The 23,743-nt window shown below is 72.1% G+C and carries 26 protein-coding genes; 18 read left to right on the forward strand and 8 right to left on the reverse strand.

What is annotated here, in order from left to right:
• Positions 1–109: 109 nt before the first annotated feature.
• From rpmB to K5S26_RS11635, 6 genes are all read left to right on the forward strand, one after another.
• Positions 110–346, forward strand: a complete 237-nt coding sequence (rpmB, locus tag K5S26_RS11610; RefSeq protein ID WP_005051771.1) for a 50S ribosomal protein L28 — start codon at positions 110–112, stop codon at positions 344–346.
• On the forward strand, positions 346–516 hold the full coding sequence (gene rpmG, locus K5S26_RS11615; RefSeq protein WP_055987916.1) for a 50S ribosomal protein L33: 171 nt from the start codon (positions 346–348) through the stop codon (positions 514–516). The genes rpmB and rpmG overlap by 1 nt, the downstream gene beginning before the upstream one ends.
• A 2-nt stretch (positions 517–518) precedes the next feature.
• Complete coding sequence (gene rpsN, locus K5S26_RS11620; protein WP_221858143.1) at positions 519–824, forward strand: 30S ribosomal protein S14; 306 nt, start codon at positions 519–521, stop codon at positions 822–824.
• 196 nt (positions 825–1,020) lie between these two features.
• Positions 1,021–2,370 (forward strand): MFS transporter, encoded by a 1,350-nt coding sequence (locus K5S26_RS11625; RefSeq protein WP_221858144.1) that lies wholly within the window; start codon positions 1,021–1,023, stop codon positions 2,368–2,370.
• 209 nt (positions 2,371–2,579) lie between these two features.
• A complete protein-coding gene (locus tag K5S26_RS11630; protein ID WP_221858145.1) occupies positions 2,580–3,707 on the forward strand; it encodes an alpha/beta hydrolase in 1,128 nt (375 codons plus the stop codon).
• Positions 3,708–3,902: 195 nt separating this feature from the next.
• Positions 3,903–4,190, forward strand: coding sequence for an HU family DNA-binding protein (locus K5S26_RS11635; RefSeq protein ID WP_221858146.1), 288 nt, complete (start codon positions 3,903–3,905; stop codon positions 4,188–4,190).
• Between the two features lie 86 nt (positions 4,191–4,276).
• Here K5S26_RS11635 and K5S26_RS11640 read toward each other — a convergent pair whose 3' ends face one another.
• Positions 4,277–4,531 (reverse strand): DUF6458 family protein, encoded by a 255-nt coding sequence (locus tag K5S26_RS11640; protein WP_221858147.1) that lies wholly within the window; start codon positions 4,529–4,531, stop codon positions 4,277–4,279.
• Between the two features lie 107 nt (positions 4,532–4,638).
• Between K5S26_RS11640 and K5S26_RS11645 the strand changes: the two genes are divergently transcribed.
• Positions 4,639–6,612, forward strand: coding sequence for a bifunctional copper resistance protein CopD/cytochrome c oxidase assembly protein (locus tag K5S26_RS11645; RefSeq protein WP_221858148.1), 1,974 nt, complete (start codon positions 4,639–4,641; stop codon positions 6,610–6,612).
• Positions 6,613–6,643: 31 nt separating this feature from the next.
• On the opposite strand, the gene K5S26_RS11650 is transcribed toward K5S26_RS11645, so the two are convergent.
• Positions 6,644–7,780, reverse strand: a complete 1,137-nt coding sequence (locus K5S26_RS11650; RefSeq protein WP_246603910.1) for a hypothetical protein — start codon at positions 7,778–7,780, stop codon at positions 6,644–6,646.
• 89 nt (positions 7,781–7,869) lie between these two features.
• On the opposite strand from K5S26_RS11650, the gene K5S26_RS11655 reads away from it, so the two are divergent.
• From K5S26_RS11655 to K5S26_RS11665, 3 genes are all read left to right on the forward strand, one after another.
• A complete protein-coding gene (locus K5S26_RS11655) occupies positions 7,870–9,249 on the forward strand; it encodes an ATP-dependent DNA helicase (RefSeq protein ID WP_221858149.1) in 1,380 nt (459 codons plus the stop codon).
• Between the two features lie 162 nt (positions 9,250–9,411).
• Positions 9,412–10,629, forward strand: a complete 1,218-nt coding sequence (locus K5S26_RS11660; RefSeq protein ID WP_246603911.1) for a serine hydrolase domain-containing protein — start codon at positions 9,412–9,414, stop codon at positions 10,627–10,629.
• 10 nt (positions 10,630–10,639) lie between these two features.
• Positions 10,640–11,533 (forward strand): EamA family transporter, encoded by an 894-nt coding sequence (locus K5S26_RS11665; RefSeq protein ID WP_372454401.1) that lies wholly within the window; start codon positions 10,640–10,642, stop codon positions 11,531–11,533.
• A 33-nt stretch (positions 11,534–11,566) separates the two neighbouring features.
• Here K5S26_RS11665 and K5S26_RS11670 read toward each other — a convergent pair whose 3' ends face one another.
• Entirely contained in the window at positions 11,567–12,067 is a 501-nt protein-coding gene (locus K5S26_RS11670; RefSeq protein ID WP_221858151.1) for a MarR family winged helix-turn-helix transcriptional regulator, read from the reverse strand.
• Positions 12,068–12,235: 168 nt separating this feature from the next.
• Here K5S26_RS11670 and K5S26_RS11675 point away from each other — a divergent pair, with 168 nt between their 5' ends.
• Positions 12,236–13,408, forward strand: a complete 1,173-nt coding sequence (locus tag K5S26_RS11675; RefSeq protein WP_221858152.1) for an alcohol dehydrogenase catalytic domain-containing protein — start codon at positions 12,236–12,238, stop codon at positions 13,406–13,408.
• Between the two features lie 97 nt (positions 13,409–13,505).
• On the opposite strand, the gene K5S26_RS11680 is transcribed toward K5S26_RS11675, so the two are convergent.
• The 4 genes from K5S26_RS11680 to cmtR are packed head-to-tail and all read right to left on the reverse strand — an operon-like array spanning position 13,506 to position 15,530.
• Positions 13,506–13,934, reverse strand: a complete 429-nt coding sequence (locus K5S26_RS11680) for an organic hydroperoxide resistance protein (RefSeq protein WP_221858153.1) — start codon at positions 13,932–13,934, stop codon at positions 13,506–13,508.
• Positions 13,935–13,985: 51 nt separating this feature from the next.
• Positions 13,986–14,441 (reverse strand): MarR family winged helix-turn-helix transcriptional regulator, encoded by a 456-nt coding sequence (locus K5S26_RS11685; protein ID WP_221858154.1) that lies wholly within the window; start codon positions 14,439–14,441, stop codon positions 13,986–13,988.
• Positions 14,442–14,490: 49 nt separating this feature from the next.
• On the reverse strand, positions 14,491–15,150 hold the full coding sequence (locus K5S26_RS11690) for a cation efflux transmembrane domain-containing protein (RefSeq protein WP_221858155.1): 660 nt from the start codon (positions 15,148–15,150) through the stop codon (positions 14,491–14,493).
• Positions 15,147–15,530: a Cd(II)/Pb(II)-sensing metalloregulatory transcriptional regulator CmtR gene (cmtR, locus tag K5S26_RS11695; RefSeq protein ID WP_221858156.1), complete on the reverse strand. Its 384-nt coding sequence runs from the start codon at positions 15,528–15,530 to the stop codon at positions 15,147–15,149. Before cmtR ends, K5S26_RS11690 begins: the two co-directional genes overlap by 4 nt.
• Before the next feature lie 150 nt (positions 15,531–15,680).
• Between cmtR and K5S26_RS11700 the strand changes: the two genes are divergently transcribed.
• Positions 15,681–16,187 (forward strand): NADPH-dependent FMN reductase, encoded by a 507-nt coding sequence (locus K5S26_RS11700; protein WP_221858157.1) that lies wholly within the window; start codon positions 15,681–15,683, stop codon positions 16,185–16,187.
• A gap of 71 nt (positions 16,188–16,258) precedes the next feature.
• Here K5S26_RS11700 and K5S26_RS11705 read toward each other — a convergent pair whose 3' ends face one another.
• Positions 16,259–16,843: a flavin reductase family protein gene (locus tag K5S26_RS11705; RefSeq protein WP_221858158.1), complete on the reverse strand. Its 585-nt coding sequence runs from the start codon at positions 16,841–16,843 to the stop codon at positions 16,259–16,261.
• A 149-nt stretch (positions 16,844–16,992) separates the two neighbouring features.
• Between K5S26_RS11705 and K5S26_RS11710 the strand changes: the two genes are divergently transcribed.
• From K5S26_RS11710 to K5S26_RS11735, 6 genes are all read left to right on the forward strand, one after another.
• Entirely contained in the window at positions 16,993–18,777 is a 1,785-nt protein-coding gene (locus K5S26_RS11710) for a sugar phosphate isomerase/epimerase and 4-hydroxyphenylpyruvate domain-containing protein (protein ID WP_221858159.1), read from the forward strand.
• Between the two features lie 108 nt (positions 18,778–18,885).
• Positions 18,886–19,443: a TRAP transporter small permease gene (locus K5S26_RS11715; RefSeq protein WP_221858160.1), complete on the forward strand. Its 558-nt coding sequence runs from the start codon at positions 18,886–18,888 to the stop codon at positions 19,441–19,443.
• A complete protein-coding gene (locus K5S26_RS11720) occupies positions 19,440–20,714 on the forward strand; it encodes a TRAP transporter large permease (protein WP_221858161.1) in 1,275 nt (424 codons plus the stop codon). The genes K5S26_RS11715 and K5S26_RS11720 overlap by 4 nt, the downstream gene beginning before the upstream one ends.
• The gene (locus tag K5S26_RS11725; protein WP_221858162.1) at positions 20,714–21,682 is read left to right on the forward strand and encodes a shikimate dehydrogenase; all 969 of its coding nucleotides are present in this window, start codon (positions 20,714–20,716) and stop codon (positions 21,680–21,682) included. Before K5S26_RS11720 ends, K5S26_RS11725 begins: the two co-directional genes overlap by 1 nt.
• On the forward strand, positions 21,679–22,704 hold the full coding sequence (locus K5S26_RS11730; protein WP_221858163.1) for a DctP family TRAP transporter solute-binding subunit: 1,026 nt from the start codon (positions 21,679–21,681) through the stop codon (positions 22,702–22,704). The genes K5S26_RS11725 and K5S26_RS11730 overlap by 4 nt, the downstream gene beginning before the upstream one ends.
• A gap of 5 nt (positions 22,705–22,709) precedes the next feature.
• Positions 22,710–23,711: a phosphotriesterase family protein gene (locus K5S26_RS11735; RefSeq protein WP_221858164.1), complete on the forward strand. Its 1,002-nt coding sequence runs from the start codon at positions 22,710–22,712 to the stop codon at positions 23,709–23,711.
• Positions 23,712–23,743 lie beyond the last annotated feature (32 nt).

Consider the following 23,743-nt stretch of genomic DNA (forward strand, 5'->3'; position numbering starts at 1 on the left):
GTTCGTACATCCTCTCCCGAACACAGCCCGCAAGGGTCGGGTGGGGCGTGTGCAGACAAGAGACCTTGGGTGGGGCCGTCCGGCTCCACGGTATTGAAGGAGAATCATCATGGCTGCTGTGTGCCAGGTGACCGGTGCCGTTCCCGGCTTCGGTCACAACATCTCGCACTCGCACCGTCGGACGAAGCGTCGCTTCGACCCGAACGTGCAGAAGAAGACCTACTACGTTCCCTCGCTCGGTCGGAAGATCACGCTGAACGTGTCGGCCAAGGGCATCAAGGTCATCGACGCCCGTGGCATCGAGTCGGTCGTCAAGGACCTGATCGCGAAGGGTGTGAAGCTCTAATGGCCAAGAAGGCACAGGACATCCGTCCGATCATCAAGCTGCGCTCGACGGCGGGCACCGGTTACACCTACGTGACCAAGAAGAACCGCCGCAACACCCCCGACCGCCTCGTGCTGAAGAAGTACGACCCGGTGGTCCGCAAGCACGTCGACTTCCGCGAGGAGCGTTAATCATGGCCAAGAAGAGCAAGATCGCTCGCAACGAGCAGCGCAAGGAGATCGTCGCCCGCTACGCCGAGAAGCGCGCGACCCTCAAGAAGCAGCTCATCGACCCGAACTCGACCGACGAGCAGCGCGAGGAGGCCCGGGTGGGCCTGCAGAAGCTGCCGCGCAACGCGTCGCCGATCCGCGTCCGCTCGCGCGACGTCATCGACGGCCGCCCGCGCGGTGTCCTCACGAAGTTCGGCATCTCGCGTGTCCGTTTCCGTGACATGGCGCACCGCGGCGAGCTGCCCGGCGTGACCAAGTCGAGCTGGTGACAGCGAGACGTCGAGAGGCATCGTCCGGCTGCTGAGCCGAGACATCGCACCGAGAGGGGCGGGGATCTTCGGATCCCCGCCCCTCTCGTCATGCCACGCCGGGCTGGTACCTATGACAAGAGGCTATGTACATAGGTATATGCTGACGCTCTGCGCGATGACGCGCTCCTCCGAGTGACCGATGAAGGCTGCAACGATGACGAAGACCGACTCCACGGCTCCCGCGCTCGACCTGCGCGACCACCTCGAACAGGCCCCGATGTCCCCGTACCAATGGGCGATCGTGGCCGCGGCGGTGCTGCTCAACGCGCTCGACGGCTTCGACGTCGCCGCGATGTCCTTCGTCTCGGCGCGCGTCGAGCAGGAGTTCGGGCTCTCGGGCACGGTGCTCGGCGTGGTCATCAGCGCCACGCTGGTCGGCATGGCGCTCGGGTCCGTGCTGATCGGGCGCGTGGCCGACGTCATCGGTCGGCGGATCACGGTGCTCGGCTCGGTCGCCCTCGCCACCGCCGGCATGTACCTGGCGGCGACGGCGCAGGACGTCGTGCAGCTCGGCGTCTGGCGCGTGCTCACCGGCCTCGGCGTGGGCGGCATCCTCACCAGCATCACGGTGATCACGGCCGAGTTCTCCTCACGGCGCTGGCGCGGCCTCGCGATCGGCATCTACACGGCCGGCTACGGCGTGGGCGCCACCCTCGGCGGCATCGCCGCTGTCGGCCTGCAGGAGGGGCTCGGCTGGCGGGGCGTCTTCCTCGCCGGCGCGGTCGCGAGCACGGTGCTGCTCGCCGCGCTCCTGTTCGTGCTGCCCGAGTCCGTGCACTTCCTCCGGCTGCGCGGCGGGCGCCGGGCCGGTGCCGCGCTGCGTCGCATCGCCCGGCTGGTCGGGTTCGACCCCGAGCGCGCCGAGCCGGCGGCCGCCGTCGCCGGCGAGAAGCCCGCGTCCGCCCGCCCCGGTCTCGGCGGCCTGCTGAGCCGCGAGGTGCTGGCGTCCACGCTGCTGCTGTGGGCGTCGTTCTTCACGGTGATGTTCGCGTTCTACTTCGTCAACTCCTGGACGCCGCGGCTCATGGTCGAGGCGGGGATGACCGTCGATCAGGGCGTCGTGGTCGGCATGGCGCTCGCGATCGGCGGGGCCGTGGGGTCGGTTCTCTACGGCGCCCTGGCAGCGCGTCTCCCGCGCGAGCGCCTGCTGCTCGTCTTCCTGCTGCTGAGCGCCGCCGCCATCGTCGTGTTCGTGCTGTCCACGGCGGTGCTGGCGCTGGCGTTCGGGCTCGGTGTGGTCGTCGGCCTGCTGGTCAACGGCTGCATCGCGGGCCTCTACACCGTCGCCCCCACCCGCTACGGCACCGACGTGCGGGCGACCGGCGTGGGCGCCGCCCTCGGCGTGGGCCGTGCGGGCGCCATCCTCGCTCCGATCGCCGCGGGGGCGCTGCTCGAGGCGGGCTGGACGAACGTCGCCCTGTACTCGTCCACGGCCGCGCTGCTCGTGGTCGGCGCGGCGGCGATCCTGCTGCTCGCGCGGCGCCCCGCGCCGGAGGCGCGCTGACGGCAGCGGGCCGCCGGCAGTGGAGGTGCCGAGGCGCGTCCCACGGCAACACGGCATCCCACCGGTGTCCACCGTTCCGGAGATCTGCACGGATCAGGGGCCTTTCTCGTGATCGGCTCCTGATCGCTGCAGATCTCCGGGGGCCGACGGGGCCGGGCGGATGCGCGACGCGCCCGGGCGGCGCCCCGGGCGTCCCTAGGATCGGGACCATGCCGCTCGACCCGTTCTTCGCCGACCGCCTGCAGCGCCAGCGCAGGCACATGATCGCCCAGGCGCTGGAGGGGCTGAAGCGTCGCTTCGGCTGGCCGTGGTTCATGCGCCCCGCCGAGGAGGCGGCCGTCAGGTCCGCGCCGGCCGCCGAGAAGGGACGTGCCCGCGCCGCCGCGCGGGTGGAGGTCCGCAGCAAGGCGGAGGCCGACCGTCCGCGACCGAGCACCAGGCGGGCCGAGCATCGCCGGATCGCCCTGTCGTGGGACCGCGCCGAACTGGGGAAGGTCGGCACTCCGGGCCCGGACGTCCACACGATCGAGCGCGTCGTCCCGGTCCCCGGGCACCCGGACGTGCGCGTGCGCGTCTACTACCCGACGGTCGGCGGGCGGCCGGAAGCCCCCGTCCCCGCGACCCTGACCTTCTTCGGCGGCGCGTTCCGGATCGGCGGGATCGACTACCCGACGACCGACGCCGCCAACCGTCGACGAGCGGCGGACGCGGGGGTGGCGATGGTCGCGGTCGACTATGCGCTCGCGCCCGAGCACCGCTTCCCGACACCCGTCGAGCAGGGGCACGCGGCGCTCGAGTGGCTGTTCGCCCACGCCGACGAGCTCGGTCTCGATGCCGCGCGGGTGGGGGTCGCGGGCATGTCGGCTGGTGGCAACATCGCGGCCGCGGTGGCGCTGATGAACCGCGACCGCGGGCGGCTGCCCCTTCGGCTGCAGCTGCTCGAGGTGCCCGTCGTCGACCTCACCGGCCGCCACATCGATCTCGGCGCGACGCGGGGGCTGGGGATCCCGAGCCTGATCATGGTGCGAGAGCTGCGCTCCGTCGCGAGCACCTACCTGGGGCGCCGAGCCGACGCCCGCCACGCCTATGCGTCGCCGGTGCGGGCGGAGTCGCTCGCGGAGCTGCCGCCCGCCGTCATCCTGACGGCGCAGTACGACCCGCTGCGCGGCGACGGGGCCGCGTACGCCGCGGCGCTGCACGAGGCGGGGGTCGACGCGACCGCGGTGCAGTACCTCGGCGTGACGCATGACACGGCCATCTTCACCGGTGTCCTGGCCTCCGCGCGCCGCTGGCACGCCGACGTGGTCGCCGCTCTCCGCACCCTCCATGACGCCTGAAATCGCGTCACATCCGTCACATTCGTCACATCCGGGGGCGACACGCCGGGCGAATCGCCCGAAGAACCGCGAGAATCCGCGGATTTCCGGGCCTCGTTGATACATTCGAGGCGCGGTCGAACGACCGCCCGGTGACAATCCGTCGCCGGTCCATTGATCACGTTGCGGCGTCCCCGGACGCCGCTGGAGGATGACATGGCCGACAAGTCCATCACCAAGACCGAGCTCGTCGCGAGCATCGCCAGCGCCACCGGTCAGAGCCAGGCCGCCGTCTCCGGCGTTCTCGACGCCCTGTTCACCACGGTTTCCGAGTCCGTCGCCAAGGGCGCGAAGGTCTCGATCCCCGGCTGGATCGCCTTCGAGCAGGTCGAGACGGCCGCTCGCACGGGCCGCAACCCGCAGACCGGCGCCGAGATCAAGATCCCGGCCGGCAAGCGCGTCAAGGTGACCGCGGGCTCGAAGCTCAAGGCCGCCGCCAAGTAAGCAGCGCAGCTGACACGAAGGGGCTGCCTCCCCAGCGGGAGGCAGCCCCTTCGTCGTTCCCGACGGCCGGCGCCGCGGACGCGGGGTCAGTACGGGTCGACGTCGGTGCGGCGCTCGGTCACCTGCTCGCCCGCCACGCCGCGCTCGTCGACCGTGCGCGTGCGCTCCACGGCCGAGCGACGCCGCGTGAGCAGCACCAGCCCGATGACGAAGACGACGGCGCCCGTGCCCATCAGCAGGTAGCCGATGAAGTCGTCGTCCACGCCGGGGATGTCGACCTCCAGGCCGAACGCCAGCACGGCGCCGATCACGAACAGCACTACTCCGGTTCCGATGCTCATGCCGACAAGGTAGGGGCCGGCCCCCTCCCGGTCACCGGGGTTGACAACGGGCCCGAGGGCGTCCCGCTCCCAGGCGGCACGGTGGTCGCGGCGCATAGGCTGGGCGGGTGAATCCGCGCGCGCTGCGGGCCGCAGGGCCCGCCATCCTCCTGGTCGCGGCGACGCTCACGGTGTTCGCCGCCCTGGCCTACGGCGGCGCCGCCGATCCCCTCGCCACCGGCGACCCCGGCCCCTTCGTGCGTTGGGGGCTGCCGGTCGCCAAGCTCGTCGTCAACCTGTCGGCCGCCGTGATGGTCGGCTCTCTGGTGCTCGCGCTGTTCGCCCTGAGGGCGGGGGAGAAGGAGTTCGACGCCGCGCTCGACGTCGCCTCGATCGGCGCCGCGGTGTTCACGGTGTCCGCCGGCACGGTGGGCTTCCTCACGTTCCTCGAGGCCTTCAACCCGCAGCTCTCGGCGGGTCCCGAGTTCGGCGCCCAGCTCGGCTCCTTCCTCACGTCGGTCGAGCTCGGGCGCACCTGGCTGATCACGACGATCGCCGCCGCGGTCGTGACCATCCTGGCGTTCGCGATCAGGTCATGGACCGCCTCGCTGTTCACCGCGATCCTCGCGATCGTCTCGGTGATCCCCATGGCGACGCAGGGCCACTCGGGCGACCTCGCCAGCCATGACGCGACCGTGACGGCGCTCAGCCTGCACGTCGTCGGCGCCGCGGCCTGGCTGGGAGGCCTGGTGCTGCTCGTCGTGCTGCGCCCCGTGCTCACCGATCGCGCGCTGCCCGCCGTGCTGGCGCGCTACTCGTCGATCGCCCTCGTCTCGTTCGTGGTCGTCACGCTGTCGGGGTTCGCGCGCACGCTGTCCTCGATCGGCGCGTGGGATCAGCTCGGCACGCCCTACGGCGGCATTCTCGCGATCAAGGTCGCGGCGCTCGTGTCCATGGGGCTGCTCGGCGCCTGGTACCGCCAGCGCCTGATCGGCAGGGTCGCGACCGCGGCGCGGGCGGCGCGGTCGTTCTGGACGCTGATCGCCGTCGAGCTCGGCTTCATGGGCATCGCGTCCGGCGCCGCCGCCGCGCTCGCGCGCACGTCGCCGCCGTTCACCGAGACGCCGTACTCGACCACCCCGGCCGAGATCCTGACGGAGGAGCCGCTGCCGCCCGAGCTGACGCTCGACCGGTGGCTGACGTCGTGGAACGTCGACCTGCTGTGGGCGTTCGTGGCGGGCTTCGGCATCTTCTTCTACGTGGCGGCCGTCGTGCGCCTGCGTCGTCGCGGCGACCGCTGGCCCGTCTATCGCACGGTGTTCTGGGTGCTCGGGATGCTCCTGCTCGTGTGGGTGACCTCCGGTCCGATCAACGCGTACCAGGAGTACCTCTTCAGCGTGCACATGCTCGGGCACATGCTGCTGACCATGGCGATCCCGCTGCTCCTCGTGCCCGGAGCGCCGATCACCCTGGCGTTGCGCGCGATCGCGAAGCGCGACGACGGCAGTCGCGGCGGGCGCGAGTGGATCATGTGGGCCGTGCACAGCCCCTTCGCCCGCGTCGTCACGCATCCGCTCGTCGCGGCGGCGATCTTCGTGGGGTCGCTCTGGGTCTTCTACTACACCGACCTCTTCCGCTGGTCGATGTACGACCACCTCGGGCACGTGTGGATGGTCACGCACTTCCTCCTCTCCGGTTTCCTGTTCGTGATGTCGATGATCGGGATCGACCCCGTGCCGTACCGCATGCCGTACCCGGGGCGCCTGGTCACGCTCATCGCCGCGGCCGCCATCCACGCCTTCTTCGGCGTCTCGCTGATGATGCAGTCGGGGCTGATGATGGCGGAGTGGTTCGGCGCGATGGGCCGCACATGGGGCCCCACGCCGCTCGAGGATCAGTACATCGGCGCCGGCATCGCGTGGTCGATCGGAGAGATCCCGACGCTCATCACCGCGATCACCGTGGCGATCCAGTGGAGTCGCAGCGACGAGCGGCAGCAGAAACGGGCCGACCGTCACGCCGACCGCACCGACGACGCCGAGCTGCACGCGTACAACGCCCGCCTCGCCCGCATCGCCGAGCGCGACGCCGCCGGCCGCTGACCCCGCAGGCGGACGCGTCCCTCGGCGGGAGTCAGCGCAGCGCGGGGCTGCCGACGAGGATCGAGGCGGTGCCGTCGGGCAGGATCTCGACGGTGCCGTCGATCACGAACGGCACGTCCTCGCTCAGGTGGTAGATCGACCCGTCGAAGATCGACTGCACGTCGACCTCGACGTGCGCTGCGCCGGTGGCCGGCGAGATGGCCCAGTAAGCGCCGTCGGGCACGATCTCGACCTGGGGGTCCGACGGGATGGACCAGGACAGCGTGTCGGGCAGCACCCGGTCGCCGCCGAGCGACTCGGGCTGGATGCCGAAGGGACACCCGGTCGGCTGCAGCACCTGCTGCGTCGCGCAGTCGCCCAGGAACGTGGTGACCTGCTCCTGCACGACCTTCGTGAACGCCTCGGTCGGCTGGGCCTGGATGTCGAGCTCCACGCTGTGCAGCGCGGCGTCGGCGAGCACCCTCGTCGGCTCGGCCTCGGCCGTGGCGGTGTCGACCGAGACCGCGTACAGGCCGGGCGAGAGCACCAGCAGCGGCACCGGGTCGAGCGGGTCGGCCTCGGCGCCGTCGGCCGACACCTGGCGCTTGTCGATCTCGAAGCCGTTCACGGAGAACTGCATGGACCCGCGCACGGCCACCTCGATCACCGCGAGCGGGCTGGTCTCGAAGCCCCACCTCGGCACGAGCCCGTCCATGCCCGTCTGATGCACGCGGAACGTGGTCTCGCCCTTCGTGCCGTCGAGCGTGTACGCGGCGGTGACCTCGACGATGTCGTCGACGACGCGCTCCTCGACGATCTCGACCTCTTCGACGTCGAAGGTGAGGGCGGCGCTGCGCAGCAGCGCCTCGGACGCCGTGGCGGGCAGGCCGGCCGCCTCGAGGTCGCTCGTGTCGAGGGCGACGCCCGGGATGGCGAGGGCATCGGCAGCGCTGCCGGAGGCGAGGGTGCCCACGTAGCGCTCCACGAACGCGCTCGGTCCCCAGAACTGGCGGTGCAGAGAGGAGAAGCCGGCCCAGATCGCCGCTGCCAGGAGCGCCCCGACCAGCCCCATCAGCACCAGGTCTCGCGCGAGCTGCCCGCCTGCGGCGCGTGCCGGCGGCGTCGCGTCCGCGGCCGCGCCGCGGGGGTCGGCCGCGGTGGGCGCCCCGCTCGCCGTGGCCTGATCCATTGCGCCAGTCTACGAAAGGGGCGCCCCGATCATCCTGTGCGCGGGTCCGCGGGTCGCGTCTGCCGGGCCGAGGGCCGGTGCGTGGGAGGATGGATCCCATGCCCGCACTGTCCGATGAGCAGGAGGCCCTGTTCCGCCTCATCGAGGACACCAGGGAGCACGTCTTCGTCACCGGGCGGGCCGGCACCGGCAAGTCGACCCTGCTGAACCACCTCGCCTGGCACACACGGAAGCAGATCGCGGTCTGCGCGCCGACCGGCGTCGCGGCTCTCAACGTCGAGGGCCAGACCATCCACTCCCTCTTCAAGCTGCCGATCGGCCTGATCGCCGACGGCGACATCGAGCAGAACGACGCGACGCGCAAGCTGCTCAACGCCATCGACACGCTCGTGATCGACGAGATCTCGATGGTCAACGCCGACCTGATGGACGCGATCGACCGCTCGCTCCGCCAGGCCAGGGGGCGCCGTGGCGAGGCGTTCGGCGGTGTGCAGGTCGTGATGTTCGGCGACCCGTATCAGCTCGCGCCCGTGCCGCCGCGCGGCGACGAGGCCCGGTACATCGCCGACCACTACCGCTCGTTCTGGTTCTTCGACGCGCACGTGTGGGCCGGTCGCGAGCCCGAGGGCGACGGGCTGATCGAGCTCGGTCGGCACGGCGCCGAGCTGCACATCCGCGAACTGACCCACATCCACCGGCAGGACGACGACGCGTTCAAGGCGATGCTGAACGCCGTGCGCTACGGACGCGTCACGAAGGACATCGCCGACGTGCTCAACGCCACCGGCGCCCGCACCCCGCCGGAGGATCCCGAGCATCCGCTCATCACGCTCGCCACCCGGAACGACCGCGTGAACGCGATCAACGCCCGGCACCTGGCGCAGCTGCCGGGACGCGAGCAGACGGCGAAGGCAGAGGTGAGCGGCGACTTCGGCCGCGGCGACGTGTACCCCGCCGACGAGGACCTGAAGCTGAAGGTGGGGGCGCAGGTGATGTTTCTGCGCAACGACATCGGGTCGGGCGGAGAGCCGCCGCGGTGGGTGAACGGCACGATCGGCACCGTCACGCGCATCGTGGGAGAGACCGTGCGCGTCGAGGTCGACGACGAGGAGTTCGAGGTCGAGCCCGCCGTGTGGGAGAAGTACCGGTACGCGTACGACCCGATCGGGCGCAAGCTCACGCGCGAGGTCGTCGCGGAGTTCACCCAGTTCCCGCTGCGCCTGGCGTGGGCGGTGACGATCCACAAGTCGCAGGGCAAGACCTACGACCGTGCGATCGTCGACCTCGGCGCGGGAGCGTTCGCGCCCGGGCAGACCTACGTCGCGCTCAGCCGGCTCACCTCGCTCGAGGGGCTGTACCTGTCGCGGCCCCTGCGCCCGAGCGACATCCGGGTCGACCAGGACGTGCGCCGCTTCATGAAGGCCGTCTGGGAGCAGCGGCAGGCGGGCGCGCCCGCGGGCGCCTCCTGAGGGATCCCGCGCACCGGCGGGGCGCGGGCGGCGCCCGCGACGCAACGTAGACTGCTGGGAAGTGCCGTCGGGAGGCGGCGATCCGGGGGAGTCATGCGGATGTTCAGTCGTTGGCGTCGCACAGCCACGGCGGTCGCGGGGGCGGCGGCCGTCATCTTGGCCTTGAGCGGGTGCACGGGCGGCTCCTCGCCGCAGGCGCGCACGCCGCAGCAGGTCTCGGGAGACCTGCCCGCCGAGACGGTCGACGAGCTGCAGGCGGCTGTCGAGCACGCGATGGCGGCGACCGGGTCGTCCGGCGCGATCGTCGGCGTCTGGGTGCCATGGGCGGGTGCCTGGGTGACGGGCCTTGGCACGACGTCGCCCGACTCCGACGAGGCCGTGACGACCGACATGGCGTTCCGGATCTCGAACATGACGCGTCCGATGACGTGCGACGTGCTGTACGGACTCGCCGAGGACGGCGTGGTCGGCCTCGACGACCCCGTGTCCGAGCACGTCGCGAGCTCTCCCGACCTCGACGACGTCACGCTGCGCCAGCTCTGCGACAACACGTCGGGGCTCGCCGGCTCCCGAGACACCACCCTCCCGGAGGCCCTGCGCACGCCCGAGCGCGAGTGGCATCCCCGCGAGGTCGCCGCAGCGGGGCTGGGCCAGGACCGCACCGAGGCGGGCGTCGCCTTCACGGACTCCGACACCGGCTACCTGATGCTCGGCACGGCGCTGCAGAACGCCTCCACCGAGACGGCGGCGGCGCTGTTCCGCGAGTACGTGACGGGCCCCCTGGGGCTGCGGGCGACGACGCTGCCCGGCCGCCAGGCCGCCGAGCCCGGCGACCCCGCGCTGCCGGGGTTCTTCTCCGACGGCGCGGACCGCAACGAGGGCTGCGTCGACCCGCGCGAGTACACGGAGCTGTCGGCGAGCTACGGCTTCACCGACTCGGGCGCCGTGTCGACGATCGAGGAGCTCGGGGTGTACACCGAGGCGCTCGCGGCCCGCGTGAAGGACGGCGACAAGCCCTCCGAGCGCTGGAGCTCGCCGAAGCCGATCAGCACCACCAGCGACTCCTGGTACCAGTACGCGGGCGGCACGTACATCGCCGGCTCGATGGTCGGTCAGCAGGGATCGATCCCCGGCTACCTCACGAGCGCCTACTCCGACACCGACAACGGCCTGACGGTCGCCGTCGTGCTGAACAACTCGGCGGCGTCCGACGCCGTCGTCGGCTACCTGGCGAAGGAGCTCGCGGCGATCGTGTCGAAGGTGCCGGCCCGCGAGGGCGAGACGGCTCCCGAGTTCGGGCTGCCGTGGACCGCGGAGGACTACCACCAGCGCATCGCCGACGGCGCCGTGTGCCCCCTGCCGGAGGGCGACGGCGAATGAGCGCCCGCGGGTGACGGGGCGCACGGCCCCGCTGTCCGCGCCGGGCGTCGCGGTCGGGCTCGTCGCGCTCGGGCTGGCTTGCCAGGAGGTGGGCGCGGCGATCGCCGTGATGCTGTTCCCGCATACGGGACCGCTCGGCATGGTGATGCTGCGGCTGGTCTTCTCGGCGGTCATCCTGATGGCCATCGCCCGGCCGCGACTGCGCGGGCGCACTCGCGGCGCGTGGTGGTCGGTCGCCCGGCTGGGGATCGCGCTGGCGGTGATGAACGGGTTCTTCTACCTCGCGCTCGAGCGCCTCGCGCTCGGGGTGACCGTGACCATCGAGGTGCTGGGGCCGCTGACCCTGTCGATCCTGATCGCCCGCACCCGCGCGTCCTGGGTGTGGGCGGGGACGGCCCTGCTGGGCGTGGTCGCGCTCGGCGGCGGCGGGTGGGAACGGCTCGACCCGGTCGGCGTCGCGTGCGCGCTCGGGGCCGCCGTCAGCTGGGCGTTCTACATCCGCGGGCAGGCGCGTGTCGGGCGAGACTTCCCGAAGCTGGAGGGCCTCGCGCTGGCCATGGCGATCGGCGCGCTCCTCTCCCTTCCGTTCGGGGTGGTCGCGGCGGGACCGGTGCTGCTGCGCCCCGACTTCCTGGCGCTGGGCGCCGCCGTCGCGATCCTGTCGTCGACGATCCCCTACGCCCTCGAGCTGGTGGCCCTGCGCCGGCTGACCGAGGCGACGTTCGGCGTGCTGATGAGCCTGGCGCCGGCGACCGCCGCCCTCGCCGGCCTCGTGCTGCTGGGCCAGGCGCTGTCCTGGCTCGAGGTGGTGGGCCTCGCCCTCGTGATGGTCGCCAGCGCCGGAGCGGTCTGGACCTCTCGCGGACGGCCCGACCGCGATCCGGTCGCCGAGCCGGTGGCCTGAGACCGCGGCACGGGCCGCGGGCGTGGCGCCCCGTCAGCCGGGATGCCGCGCGAGCGGGCGCAGCAGGCGCGCCAGGGTGGCCTGGTCCGCCCTGCTGAGCGCGCCGAGCTCCTCGGCCTCCCGCCACGCGAGCGTCGTCATCGCGGCGTCCGCCCGCTCGATCCCCTCGGCGCGCAGCCGCACCAGCACCGCACGGCCGTCGCGCGGATGCGGTCGGCGGTCGACGAGCTCGCGTGCAACGAGCTTATCGATGCGGTTCGTCATGGCGGCGCTGCCGATCATCGTCGCGCTGACCAGCTGGGCGGGGCTGAGCTCGTGCGGTGGCTCCTCGCGTCGCAGCGCGGCGAGCACGTCGAACTCCCAGGCCTCCAGGCCGGCGCTGCGGAACGCGGCCGACCGGAGCCGTGCGAGCCGGCCGGCGGCGCGCCGCAGCCGGGACATCACGTCCAGCGGGGTCAGATCCACGTCCGGGAGGCGGCGCGACCACGCATCGATCAGCAGGTCCACCTCGTCGTCGCGCTCGCCGAGCGTCATCCCTCCACCGTAGCGGTCGGGCGAGGGGTCGAGGGGCGCGGCAGGGCGCTGCCGGCCCGATCCCGCGGCGTCCTGCGGCCCGACGGAGCGGGCACAGCTGTCAACCCCCTCGGCTGGGCGGCGGCGCTCCCGCAGGCTCGATGGACGAGACACGAGAGGGAGGCCCGGATGAAGGCGCTCACATGGCAGGGCAAGCGCAGGATCGCGGCATCGGAGGTGCCGGACCCGCGGATCGACCAGCCCACGGACGCGATCGTCCGCATCACCTCGACCGCGATCTGCGGATCGGACCTGCACCTCTACGAGCTGCTCGGACCGTTCCTCGACCGCGGGGACGTCCTCGGGCACGAGGCGATGGGGGTGGTGGTCGAGGTGGGGTCCGCCGTCGAGCGGTTGCGCGTCGGGCAGCGGGTCGTCGTCCCCTTCAACATCGCGTGCGGCGAGTGCTTCATGTGCCGCCGCGGGCTGCAGTCGCAGTGCGAGACCACCCAGGTCCGCGAGCACGGCTCGGGGGCCGCCCTGTTCGGCTACACGAAGCTGTACGGGCAGGTGCCGGGCGGGCAGGCCGAGCTTCTTCGGGTGCCGTTCGCCGAGTACAACACGATCCCCGTCGGCGAAGAGCTCGACGACGAGCGCTACCTGTTCCTCAGCGACATCCTTCCCACCGCCTGGCAGGGGGTGAAGTACGCGGACCTCCCCGACGACGGCACGCTGGTCGTGCTGGGGCTCGGCCCGGTGGGGCAGTTCGCCGCCCGCGTCGGACGCCACCTCGGGCACCGCGTGATCGGCATCGACCCGGTCGCCGAGCGGCGCGCGCTCGCCGCGGAGCACGGCATCGAGGCGTGGGACGTGCCGGAGGTCGTCGACCGTGTGCGCGACGAGACGTCGGGTCGCGGTGCCGACGGGGTGGTGGACGCCGTCGGCATGGAGGCGCACGGCAACCCCATCGCGCAGGCGGCGCAGACGGCGGTCGGGCTGCTGCCGGGAGCGGTGGCGCGGCCGATGATGGAGACGGCGGGGCTCGACCGCCTCGCGGCCGTGTACTCGGCGATCGACCTCGTGCGCCGGGGCGGCACGGTGTCGCTGTCGGGCGTCTACGCCGGCGACGCGGACATCCTGCCGATGAAGACGCTCTTCGACAAGCAGATCTCGCTGCGGATGGGGCAGTGCAATGTGAAGCGGTGGATCGACGACCTGATGCCGCTGGTCGAGGACCCGAACGACCCGCTCGGCACGCAGAACCTGGTGACCCACCGGGGCGGTCTGGACGAGGGCCCGGACCTCTACTCGACGTTCCAGCGCAAGGCCGACGGCTGCGTCAAGGTCGTCCTGAAGCCGTAACCCCACCCCGCCCGTCCGCCGACACGAGAATCGGTGCCGTTCGGCCCCGACGAGACGTCAGAAGGGCCGAACGGCACCGATTCGCCGTGCGGGTGGGTCAGTCGTCCGTGACGGTGACCTTCACGTCGACGTTTCCGCGGGTCGCGTTCGAGTAGGGGCACACCTGGTGCGCCGCGTCGGCCAGAGCCTGTGCCTGGTCGTGCGGGAGCGACGGGATGACGACCTCCAGCTCGACGGCGAGCTCGAAGCCGCCCTGACCGTTGGGACCGATGTGCACCCGCGCGCCGACGCTCGAGTCGGTGAGCGAGACCTTCTGCTGACGCGCGACGCCGTGCAGCGCGGAGTGGAAGCAGGCCGCGTATCCGGCGGCGAACAGCTGCTCGGGGTTGGCGCCCTCGCCCGAGCCGCCCATCTGCTTGGGCGGGCGCATGTCGAGGTCGAGCGCTCCCTCGGACGTACGGACGTGGCCGTCCCTGCCGCCCCCGGTGGAGAGGGCCTCAGCGGTGTATCCGATCGATTCGAGCATGTCGATTCCTTTCTCGTGGGTCTTGCCTCCGCCCAGAGGTGGGCGGGGAGGTCAGCCGCGTGCGGTCGCGATCGCGTCGCTCACCGCGCGCAGGCGGCCGAGCAGGTCGGCGACGTCCGCGGGGTCTGCCGGGATGCGCTCGCAGAGCAGCTGCTGCACATCGCCGACCTTCGCCTCCAGCTCGGCGCCGTCGTCGGTGAGGGCGACACGCACGATCCGCTCGTCGCCCCCGCCTCCGCGCGCACGTCGGATGAGCCCGCGCGACTCGAGGCGCGCGAGCAGGGGGGAGAGCGTTCCGGAGTCGAGGTCGAGGACCTCGCCGAGCTCGCTCACCGTCAGCGGCATGCCGTCGTTGCCCCAGAGCGCTCGCAGCACGATGTACTGCGTGTAGCTGAGGTTGACGGGCGCGAGCAGGTCTCGGTAGATGCGACCGATCCGGCGATCGAGCGAGTACACCGCGAAGCACAGCATCGGATCGAGGGCGGCGGACGCTCCGGTGTTCGGCATGCCATAAGCATTGCGCACAATTCAATTGTGCGCAACTAGACTGGCGCGGCTAGGCGGGCGGCGCCGGCTGCTCCTCCTCGAGGTCTTCCAGCACCTCGAAAGGCGACTCCACGTCGCCCCGCCAGGCCTCGACGCCCTCGCGGACGGCCAGCGCCGCGACGACGAGGGCGGCCGCCGAGTCGGCCCACTGCCAGCCCAGCAGGCTGTTGAAGAGCAGGCCGACGAGCACGGTCGCCGAGAGATACACGCACAGCAGCAGCTGCTTGGCGTCGGCCTGCACGCTGCGCGAGCCGAGCTCGCGACCCGTGCGATGCTCCACCCAGGCCAGGGCGGGCATCACGATCAGGCTCGTCAGCGCGATGCCGATGCCGAGGGGGCTGTGGTCGGCGTCGCGCAGACCGGTGAGCGCGAGGACGGCGTCGACCGTGACGTATGCCGCGAGGGCGAAGAAGGCGACGCCGATCGCGCGCACCGTCGGCCTCTCCCAGCGCTCGGGGTCTCGGCGCGTGAACTGCCAGGCGACGGCCGCGGCCGACGCGACCTCCACCACCGAGTCCAGGCCGAATCCGATCAGCGCCGCCGACGAGGCGATCGTGCCGGCGGAGAGCGCGACGATCGCCTCGACGACGTTCCAGGCGATCGTGGCGAACACGATGAGCCTCACCCGGCGGTGGAGCGCGGCGCGCCGGGCGTCGGTGATGGCGCTCATCGGGCCGTGCCGTCGCCGATGGATGTCACGTCCGTCGCGTCGCAGCAGCCGGCGACCGCGCATCCCGGATCGAGGCACGGCGCGTTCTCGTCGACCGCGAGCGTCACGTCGACCAGGGCGGTGAGGGCCGCGGCCAGGTGCGGGTCTGCGATCTCGTAGCGGGTCTGGCGGCCCTCCGGCTCTGCCACGACGATGCCGCAGCCGCGCAGGCACGAGAGGTGGTTGGAGACGTTCGTGCGCGTCAGGTCGAGCTCGCGCGCCAGCTTCGCCGGATAGCCGGGACCCTGCAGCAGGGCGAGCAGGATGCGCGAGCGGGTGGCGTCCGCCATCGCCCGGCCCAGGCGGTTCATGACGTCGACACGTGAGGAAATGGTCAGCACACAGTGACCATACAGTGTTGGCTGACCAATCGGAAGGAGGGGCGTCCCCTGCTCTCGGGCGGGAGCCCGCGTCGGCGCCGCCCCGCGGGCCGGTTACCGAGTGTTGCCGATCCCTTGCCCGGCCCGGGCGACGTGCGGTCGGATCGGGGCATGACCTCCATCGCCGTCGTCGTCGGCAACCCGCAGCCCTCGTCCCGCACGCGTCTCGTCGCCGAGGAGGTCGCCGCGCAGCTCGCCGCCCGCTCCGGTGCGACGGTGCTGCCCACGGTCGACCTCGCGGACGTCGCCGGGCGTCTGTTCGTCTTCCCCGAGCCCGCGGTCGACGCGATCCGGGACGAGGTGGCCGACGCCGACGTGCTGGTCGTCGCCAGCCCGACCTACAAGGGCGCCTACACGGGTCTGCTGAAGGCGTTCCTCGATCGCTACGGCAGCGGCGGCCTGCAGCGCGTCGCCGCCGTGCCGATCCTGACGATCGGCTCGCCGGCGCACGCTCTGGCCGTCGAGCACACGCTGCGCCCGCTGCTCGTGGAGCTCGGCGCGAGCGTGCCGACCCGCGGCATCGCCTTCCCCGCCGCGGAGGTCGACGACCGCTTTCGCCTCGTCGGCGAGTGGCTCGAGGGGGAGTGGCCCCGGATCGCACCGGCCCTCACCGCCTGAGTCGTCCGGCCCGAGCCGTCGGCGCCGAGAACGCCGGAGCCCCGCCGAGGGCGGGGCTCCGGCCGGTTCGGTCAGGCGTGCGCGCGCGAGTGCTCGCCGAGGCGGTGCCACGTGCGGTCGACGTAGACCAGGCCCTGGCGGTCGGTGTCCGCGGCGTCGCTCGACTCGAGCGCCTGCCCGACGATGAGCGTCGAGGTGCCGGTCGGGAAGCGGTTCACCACGCGGCAGCGCAGCCATCGCGTGCCGTGGAATGTCGGCTCGCCCGTCTCCAGCGGTGCCCAGATCGACGTGTCGGCGAAGCGGTCGATGCCGCTCGTCGCGCCGAGCTTCGCCAGCTCCAGGTCCTCCGACCCCAGCAGGTGCACCACGACCGTGTCGGCCTCGCGCAGCACGGGCGCGCTGGACGACAGGTCGGACACCGAGAAGACGACGAGGGGCGGCTCGGCGCTGATCGACGCCAGCGAGGTCGCGGTCAGCGCGACGGGCCCGGCGTCGCCGACGGCCGTGATGAGCGAGACGCCGCCGGGGTGGTGGCGGAAGAACGCCTTGAAGTCGTCGGCGGGCAGCCCGGCGTCGAACGCCGCCTGGCTGGAGGCGGCGGACGAGAGGGGGCGGGGCGGCGCGTCCTGAGTGGCCTGTGCGCGTGCGATGCTCATGTGCTGCTCTCCTTCGTTCCTGTCACCGAGCGTCGCGCCCGGCGCCGGGTCGCGGCAAGCGTGGCGACACATGCCGCAACATCGCGGCGGGCGCCGCCGGTGCCCCACGGGCCTGTCGCGCCGAATGTACCTCTTGGTACATTCGGCGCATGCGTACTTCCATCGCCACCGTCTGCCTGTCGGGCGGCCTCGTCGAGAAGCTCCACGCCTGTGCCGCGGCCGGGTTCGACGGAGTCGAGATCATGGACGCCGACCTGGTCGGCGCCTACGAGTCGCCCGAGGAGATCCGGGAGCTCTGCCGCAGGCTCGGCCTGACGGTGGAGATGTTCCAGCCCTTCCGCGACGTCGAGGGCGTCGACGACGCGACGTTCGCGCAGAGCCTCCGGCGCGCCGAGGCCAAGTTCGAGGTCATGGAACGGGTCGGCGCCGACCTCCTGCTGGTGTGCAGCAACGTCGCGACGGCCACCGTCGACGACGACGCGGTCGCCGCGGCGCAGCTCGGGGCGCTCGCGGACGCGGCGGCAGCGCACGGCATCCGGATCGCGTACGAGGCGTTGGCCTGGGGTCGCTACGTCGACGACTACCGCCGCGCCTGGCGGATCGTCGAGCAGGCCGATCGGCCCAATCTCGGCGTATGCCTCGACAGCTTCCACATCCTGTCGCGGGGGCACGACCCGTCCGGCATCGAGGAGATACCCGGCGACCGGATCTTCTTCCTCCAGCTCGCCGACGCGCCGGAGCTCGACATGGACCTCCTCTCGTGGAGCCGCCACCACCGCCTCTTCCCGGGGGAGGGGGCGTTCGACCTCACCGGGTTCCTGTCCCACGTGCTGCGGGCCGGGTACGCGGGCCCCCTCTCCCTCGAGGTCTTCAACGACACGTTCCGGCAGACGGACGTGACCCGGACGGCGGCGCACGCGCGTCGGTCGCTGACCTGGCTGGCCGATCGCACCGCGCACGCCCGGGGCTGGGACGACGGGCGCCTCGGCGACGCCCAGGAGGCGCGTCGCATCGACTTCGTCGAGGTGGGCGGGGCGGACCTGCGAGAGCTCGACGAGCTCCTCGACCAGCTGGGGTTCTCGTTCCGCGGCCGCCACCGCAGCAAGGCGGTCCGGCTCTGGGCCGCCGGAGACGCGCGCGTGATCCTGAACGAGGAGGTGCGCGATGCGACCCCCGTGCTCACCGCGTTCGGCCTCGGCGTGGACGACGCGCGCGCCGCCGCCGACCGCGCGGCGGCGCTGGGCGCGCCCAAGGTCTTCCGGCGCACGTACGCCGGCGAGCGGGAGCTGCCGGCGGTCGCGGCGCCGGATGGCACGCAGGTGTACTGGGACGACGTCGCCGCCGCCGCGTCGTGGGCGGGGGAGTTCGAGGGCGGCGGGCCCGCGGCACCGCTCGTCGCGTCGGTGGACCACATCAACGTCGCGTACGCGTGGCAGGACTTCGACGAGGCCGTGCTCTTCATGTCGAGCGTCGCCGCGCTGCACACGGACTCGACGGCCGAGGTGCCCGGGCCCCACGGGCTGGTGCGCAGCCAGGTGATGCGCTCTCTCGACGGGGTCGTCCGGGTGCCGATGAACCTGGCGCCGCCGACCGCCCCGCTGCCGACGCGGCACGTGGCGTTCCGCGTCGACGACGTGGTGGCCGTGGCGCGCGCGGCGCGCGCACGAGGCCTGCGCTTCCTGCCTGTGCCGGGCAACTACTACGACGACCTCGCCGCGCGGTTCGATCCCGACCCCGGGTGGCTCGAGACGCTCCGCGGGCTCGACCTTCTCTACGATCGCGACGAGGCGGGCGAGTTCGTGCACTTCTACACGCACACGTTCGGGGGCGTCTTCCTCGAGGTCGTCGAGCGTCGCGCGGGGTACGAGGGGTACGGCGCCGCCAACGCGCCGGTCCGCCTGTCGGCGCAGAGGGAGCTCGACCGCCGCGGATGACGCGGCCGGACGGCGCTGTGGAGCAGGGCTTGCGCGCTTAATGTAATAACCAGTACGTTACATACCGCGGCGACGACGACGTGGCCGATGAGCGGACGAGGGAGTCTGGTGAGCGACAGCGACGCAGCACGCGCAGGGCGCGGCGGATGGCGGAGATTCGTCACCGTCATCACGGGCATAGAGATCGGGATCGGCGTGGTCGCCCTCGTGGTGATCCTCGGGGCGGTCTTCCTCCAGGCGGTTCAGCGATACCTGCCCGTCGAGAGCGCGGCGTGGACGGGGGAGATCGCCCGGTTCGCCCTCATCTGGCTCACCTTCGCGACGATGGGCGTGCTCGTCACCACGCGCGGCCACATCGCCCTCGAGATCGTCGACTCCATCCCTCGACGGCAGGTCGTGCGGTGGGTGCAGGTGTTCGCCCTCGTCGTCGTCGCGGCGACCGGCGCCGGGCTGGTGTACGAGGCCGTCGCGCTGCTGCAGAGCCAGCAGATCGTCAAGTCCCCCGTGCTGCGGATGCCGATGTCGCTCGTCTACGTGCCGGTGCTCGTGGGGGTCGTCAGCACGACGGTCCGCTCGACCGTCGCGGCCGTGCTGATCGCCCGGAACGGCCCGCTGATGCCGGACTACGACAACGACGCGGACGCTGCGGGGGTGACGGCAGCATGATGCTCGCGCTCCTCGGCCTGGCGATCGCCGTCCTGCTCGTCCTGCGTGTCCCGGTGGCCTTCGCGTTCCTCGGTCCTTCCCTCGCGTACATGGCCGTGAACGGGCGGTCGCCCGGCAGCGCGCTGCGCGAGGTCGCCAACGCGGCGGACAGCTTCCCCCTGCTCGCCGTGCCGCTGTTCATCTTCGTCGGCGCGCTCGCGAACCACGCCGGGATCGCCGATCGGCTCTTCCGGTTCGCGATGGCCGCGCTCGCCGGCGTCCGCGGCAACCTCGGGTACGTCGCGGTCGGCGTGAGCGTCGGGTTCTCCTGGATGAGCGGCTCCGCCGTCGCCGACGCGGCCGCGACCGGCAAGGTGTCGATCACCGCCATGCTCCGCAACGGCTACAGCCGCCGCTTCGCCACCGGCGTGGTGGCGTCGTCCTCTCTCATCGCTCCGGTGATGCCCCCGAGCATCCCCGCCGTGATCTACGCCGGCCTCGCCGCGGTGTCCACCGGCGCGCTGTTCGCGGCGTCGGTGGTGCCGGCTCTCCTCATGGCGCTCGGGCTGTGCATCGTCGTCTTCTTCCTGGTGCGCAGGCAGCCGAACCTCACCCGGGGCAGACTCGACCGCCGCGAGCTGCTCGATTCCTTGAAGCAGGTCGTGTTCCCGCTGTTCGCCCCGGTGGTCATCCTCGGCGGCATCCTCGGCGGGATCTTCACGCCGACGGAGGCGGCCGCCGTGGGCGTGGTCTACATGCTGCTGCTCGGGCTCGGCCAGCGGTCGCTGTCCTGGGCGGGACTGCTGGCGGCCGTGAAGGAGACGGCGCTCACCACGGCCAGCATCATGCTCATCGTCGCCAGCGCCTCCCTGCTGGGGTACATCCTCGCCCGCGAGCGGCTGCCGCAGATGCTCACCGAGGCGCTGTTCTCGTTCACCGACAGCCCCACCGTGTTCCTGATCGTGTGCGTGCTGCTCTGCCTCGTGCTCGGCACGGTGATCGACGCCACCGCCATCCTCGTGCTGGTCGTGCCCATCCTCATGCCGATCGCGCTGCAGTTCGGCGTCGACCCCATCGCGCTGGGCGTGACGCTGATCATCTCCCTGATGATCGGGCTGCTGACACCACCCGTCGGCACGGTGCTGTTCGTGATCGCCGCCGTCTCGAAGACCCGCATCGGCGAGGTGTTCCGCGGGTGCCTGCCGTTCCTCATCCCGTCGGTCGTCATCGTGATCCTCACGATCGCGTTCCCGGACGCGGTCCTCGCGATCCCGCGAGCGCTGGGGCTGTGATGCCGGACATCGCGAGCGGGTCGCGGGGTCGTGCGACCCTGATCGGCCTGATCGGGCGGGGGATCGCGCCGTCGCTGTCGCCGGCGATGCACGAGCGCGAGGGCGCTCGCCACGGCATGCCCTACGTCTACCGCACCATCGAGATCGGGCAGCGCGAGGCGACGGCGGATCGGCTCGGCGAGCTGCTCGCGTCGACGCGTCGGCTCGGGTTCGACGGGCTGAACATCACGCATCCGGTCAAGCAGCTGGTCGTGCCCCTGCTCGACGAGCTCGCGCCGAGCGCTGCGCTCGTCGGAGCGGTCAACACGATCGTGTTCGAGGGGCGCCGCACGATCGGGCACAACACCGACGTCACCGGATTCGGCGCCGCGTTCGACGAGACCTTCGGCACCGGGGCGCACGGCCGTGTCGTGCTCGTCGGAGCCGGCGGCGCGGGAGCGGCGGTCGCGACGGCCCTCGCGGGGCGGCCGATCGCGGAGCTCGTCATCGTCGACGCCGACCCCGGGCGGGCCGAGCAGCTCGCGAACGAGATCGCGACGGACGTGTGGGACAGCGTGCGCGCCATCGAGCCGGCCGCGTTGCCCGACGCGTTGGCCGAGGCGGCCGGCGTCGTCAACGCGACGCCGTACGGCATGGCCGACCACCCCGGCACGGCCTTCGACCCCGCGCTGCTCACCGACCGGATGTGGGTGGCCGACATCGTCTACCGGCCCGCCGAGACCGCGCTGCTCGTCGCAGCGCGCGAGCGGGGCTGCCGCGTCATGTCCGGGCTGCGGATGGCGATGGGGCAGGCGGCTGACGCATTCGAGATCTTCACCGGCGAGCCCGCCGATCGGCGGGCGATGCTGGCCGACCTTGAGGAACTGGTCGCCGCGGAGGCCGCGGCGACACCCTCCCCGGCGAGTCCGGGGGACCGCCACGGCGACGATGCCGCGGCGGATACCACTGATGAGAGGAAGAAGCGATGAAGGCACGACGAGGCGGACCCGTCGCATGGGTCGCGGCGGCAGCGGTGCCGGCGATGATGCTGACCGGCTGCGCGAACGGCGACGGCGGCTCGGGCGGCACGGGCTCCGGCGGCGAGATCGAGCTCACGCTCGCCCACAGCTACAACGAGAGCCAGCCGCAGCACCGCTGCGGCGCGCAGGTGATCGCCGACGAGGTCGAGGCGGCGGACGTCGGCCTCTCCGTCGAGATCTTCCCGTCGAGCCAGCTCGGCGGGGACGCGGACAGGATCTCCGCCGTCGCCTCCGGCGACATCGATCTCGACATCCAGGGCGCCTCGGCGCTCGGAGCGGTGTACGAGCCCATCAGCGTGCTCGACGCGGCCTACGTGTTCGACGACGCCGACCACCTCGCCGCCTTCATGGCGAGCGACGAGTCGCGCACCGTGATCGACGGGTTCGCCGAGTCGGCCGGGGTGCAGACGCTCGGCGCGTGGTCGGCCGGCGCGCGCCACTTCACCGCCAACGAGCCGATCAGGGAGCCCGACGACCTGCAGGGCCTGCGGATCCGCTTCCCCGGCTCGCCGCAGTTCCTGCTGAACGCCCAGGCTCTCGGTGCCTCCGCGACCGAGGTGGCGTACGAGGAGCTCTACCTGGCGCTGCAGCAGGGCACCGTGGACGGGCAGGAGAACCCGATCACGAACATCGAGGCGCAGAACCTCGCCGAGGTGCAGGACTACCTCAGCCTGACCGCCCACCAGCTGAACACGAACCTCGTGATCGCCGGCCCTGTGTGGAACGACCTCTCGGACGAGCAGCAGGCCGCGCTGACGGCGGCCGTGGAGTCCGCTGTCGCCCAGGTCACCGAGTGCGTGACCGAGGACGAGGAGGCGACGATCGAGGAGTGGCGCGCCGGCGGGGACTGGGAGGTCGTCGACGACGTCGACATCGACGCGTTCCGTGAGGCCGCGCTGGCGTACCTGGAAGGCGCGTACACCGACGACTCGCTCGCGGTGTTCGAGGCGATCCGCGCGACGGCCGGCTGACCGGGGTGGCGCGCCCTCCCGTCGGCGCGGCGCGCGCCGTGCCGACGTTCACCGGCGACGTGCCGGGCGGTGAGCTCGGCACGACGCTGATCCACGAGCACGTGTTCGTCGGGCACCCCGAGCTCGACCTCAACTTCCCTCACCCGGAGTGGGACGAGGAGGAGGCGGTCGAGCGGGCCGTGGCAGGGCTCGAGCGGCTGCACGGCCTCGGCGTGCGCACCGTGGTCGACCTGACGGTGCCCGGCCTCGGCCGGGACGTCGGGCGGGTGCGCCGCGTCGCCGAGCGCAGCCCCGTGCGCCTGGTGGCCTCGACCGGCTACTACACCGCCGACGCCCTGCCGCAGTTCTTCGTCACCCACCGCCCGGGCGGACTCGTCGGAGGCGACGACCCGCTGGTCGAGTTCTTCCTGCGCGACATCCAGGAGGGGATCGCCGGCACCGGCGTGCGCGCCGGGATGCTCAAGGTGTTCTCGGACGCGCGCGGCATCACGCCGGACGCGCGTCGCGTGTTCGAGGCCGCCGCGGTCGCGCACGCCGAGACCGGCGTGCCGATCACGACCCACTCCGACGCGTCGGTGCGCGGCGGCGCGGATCAGCAGCGCCTGCTGTCCGAGCTCGGCGTGCCCGCAGACCGGATCGTGATCGGCCACGCCGGCGACTCGTCCGACCTCGACCACCTGTCGGCGCTCGCGGACGAGGGCTCCTACCTCGGCTTCGATCGCTTCGGCATGGCGCATGTCGGCTCGGACGAGCAGCGGATCGCCACCCTCCTGTCGATGCTCGATCGGGGCTATGCCGACAGCATCCTGCTGTCGCACGACGCCGCGTTCTTCAGCCGGATCACGCCGCCGTCCTGGAGGGCCGCTTCGGCCCCCGAGTGGGAGATGACCCACCTGCACACGCGCGTCCTGCCGGGGCTGCGCGCCCGAGGGGTCGACGATGCGACGATCGACACGCTCATGATCGACAACCCGAGACGGGTGCTCGCGGGTGAGAGGATCGGATGAGCCGACAGTCGGATGAGCCGGCAGAGGGTGGA

This window comes from Microbacterium marinilacus, from assembly GCF_019753765.1.
Taxonomy (GTDB): domain Bacteria; phylum Actinomycetota; class Actinomycetes; order Actinomycetales; family Microbacteriaceae; genus Microbacterium; species Microbacterium marinilacus.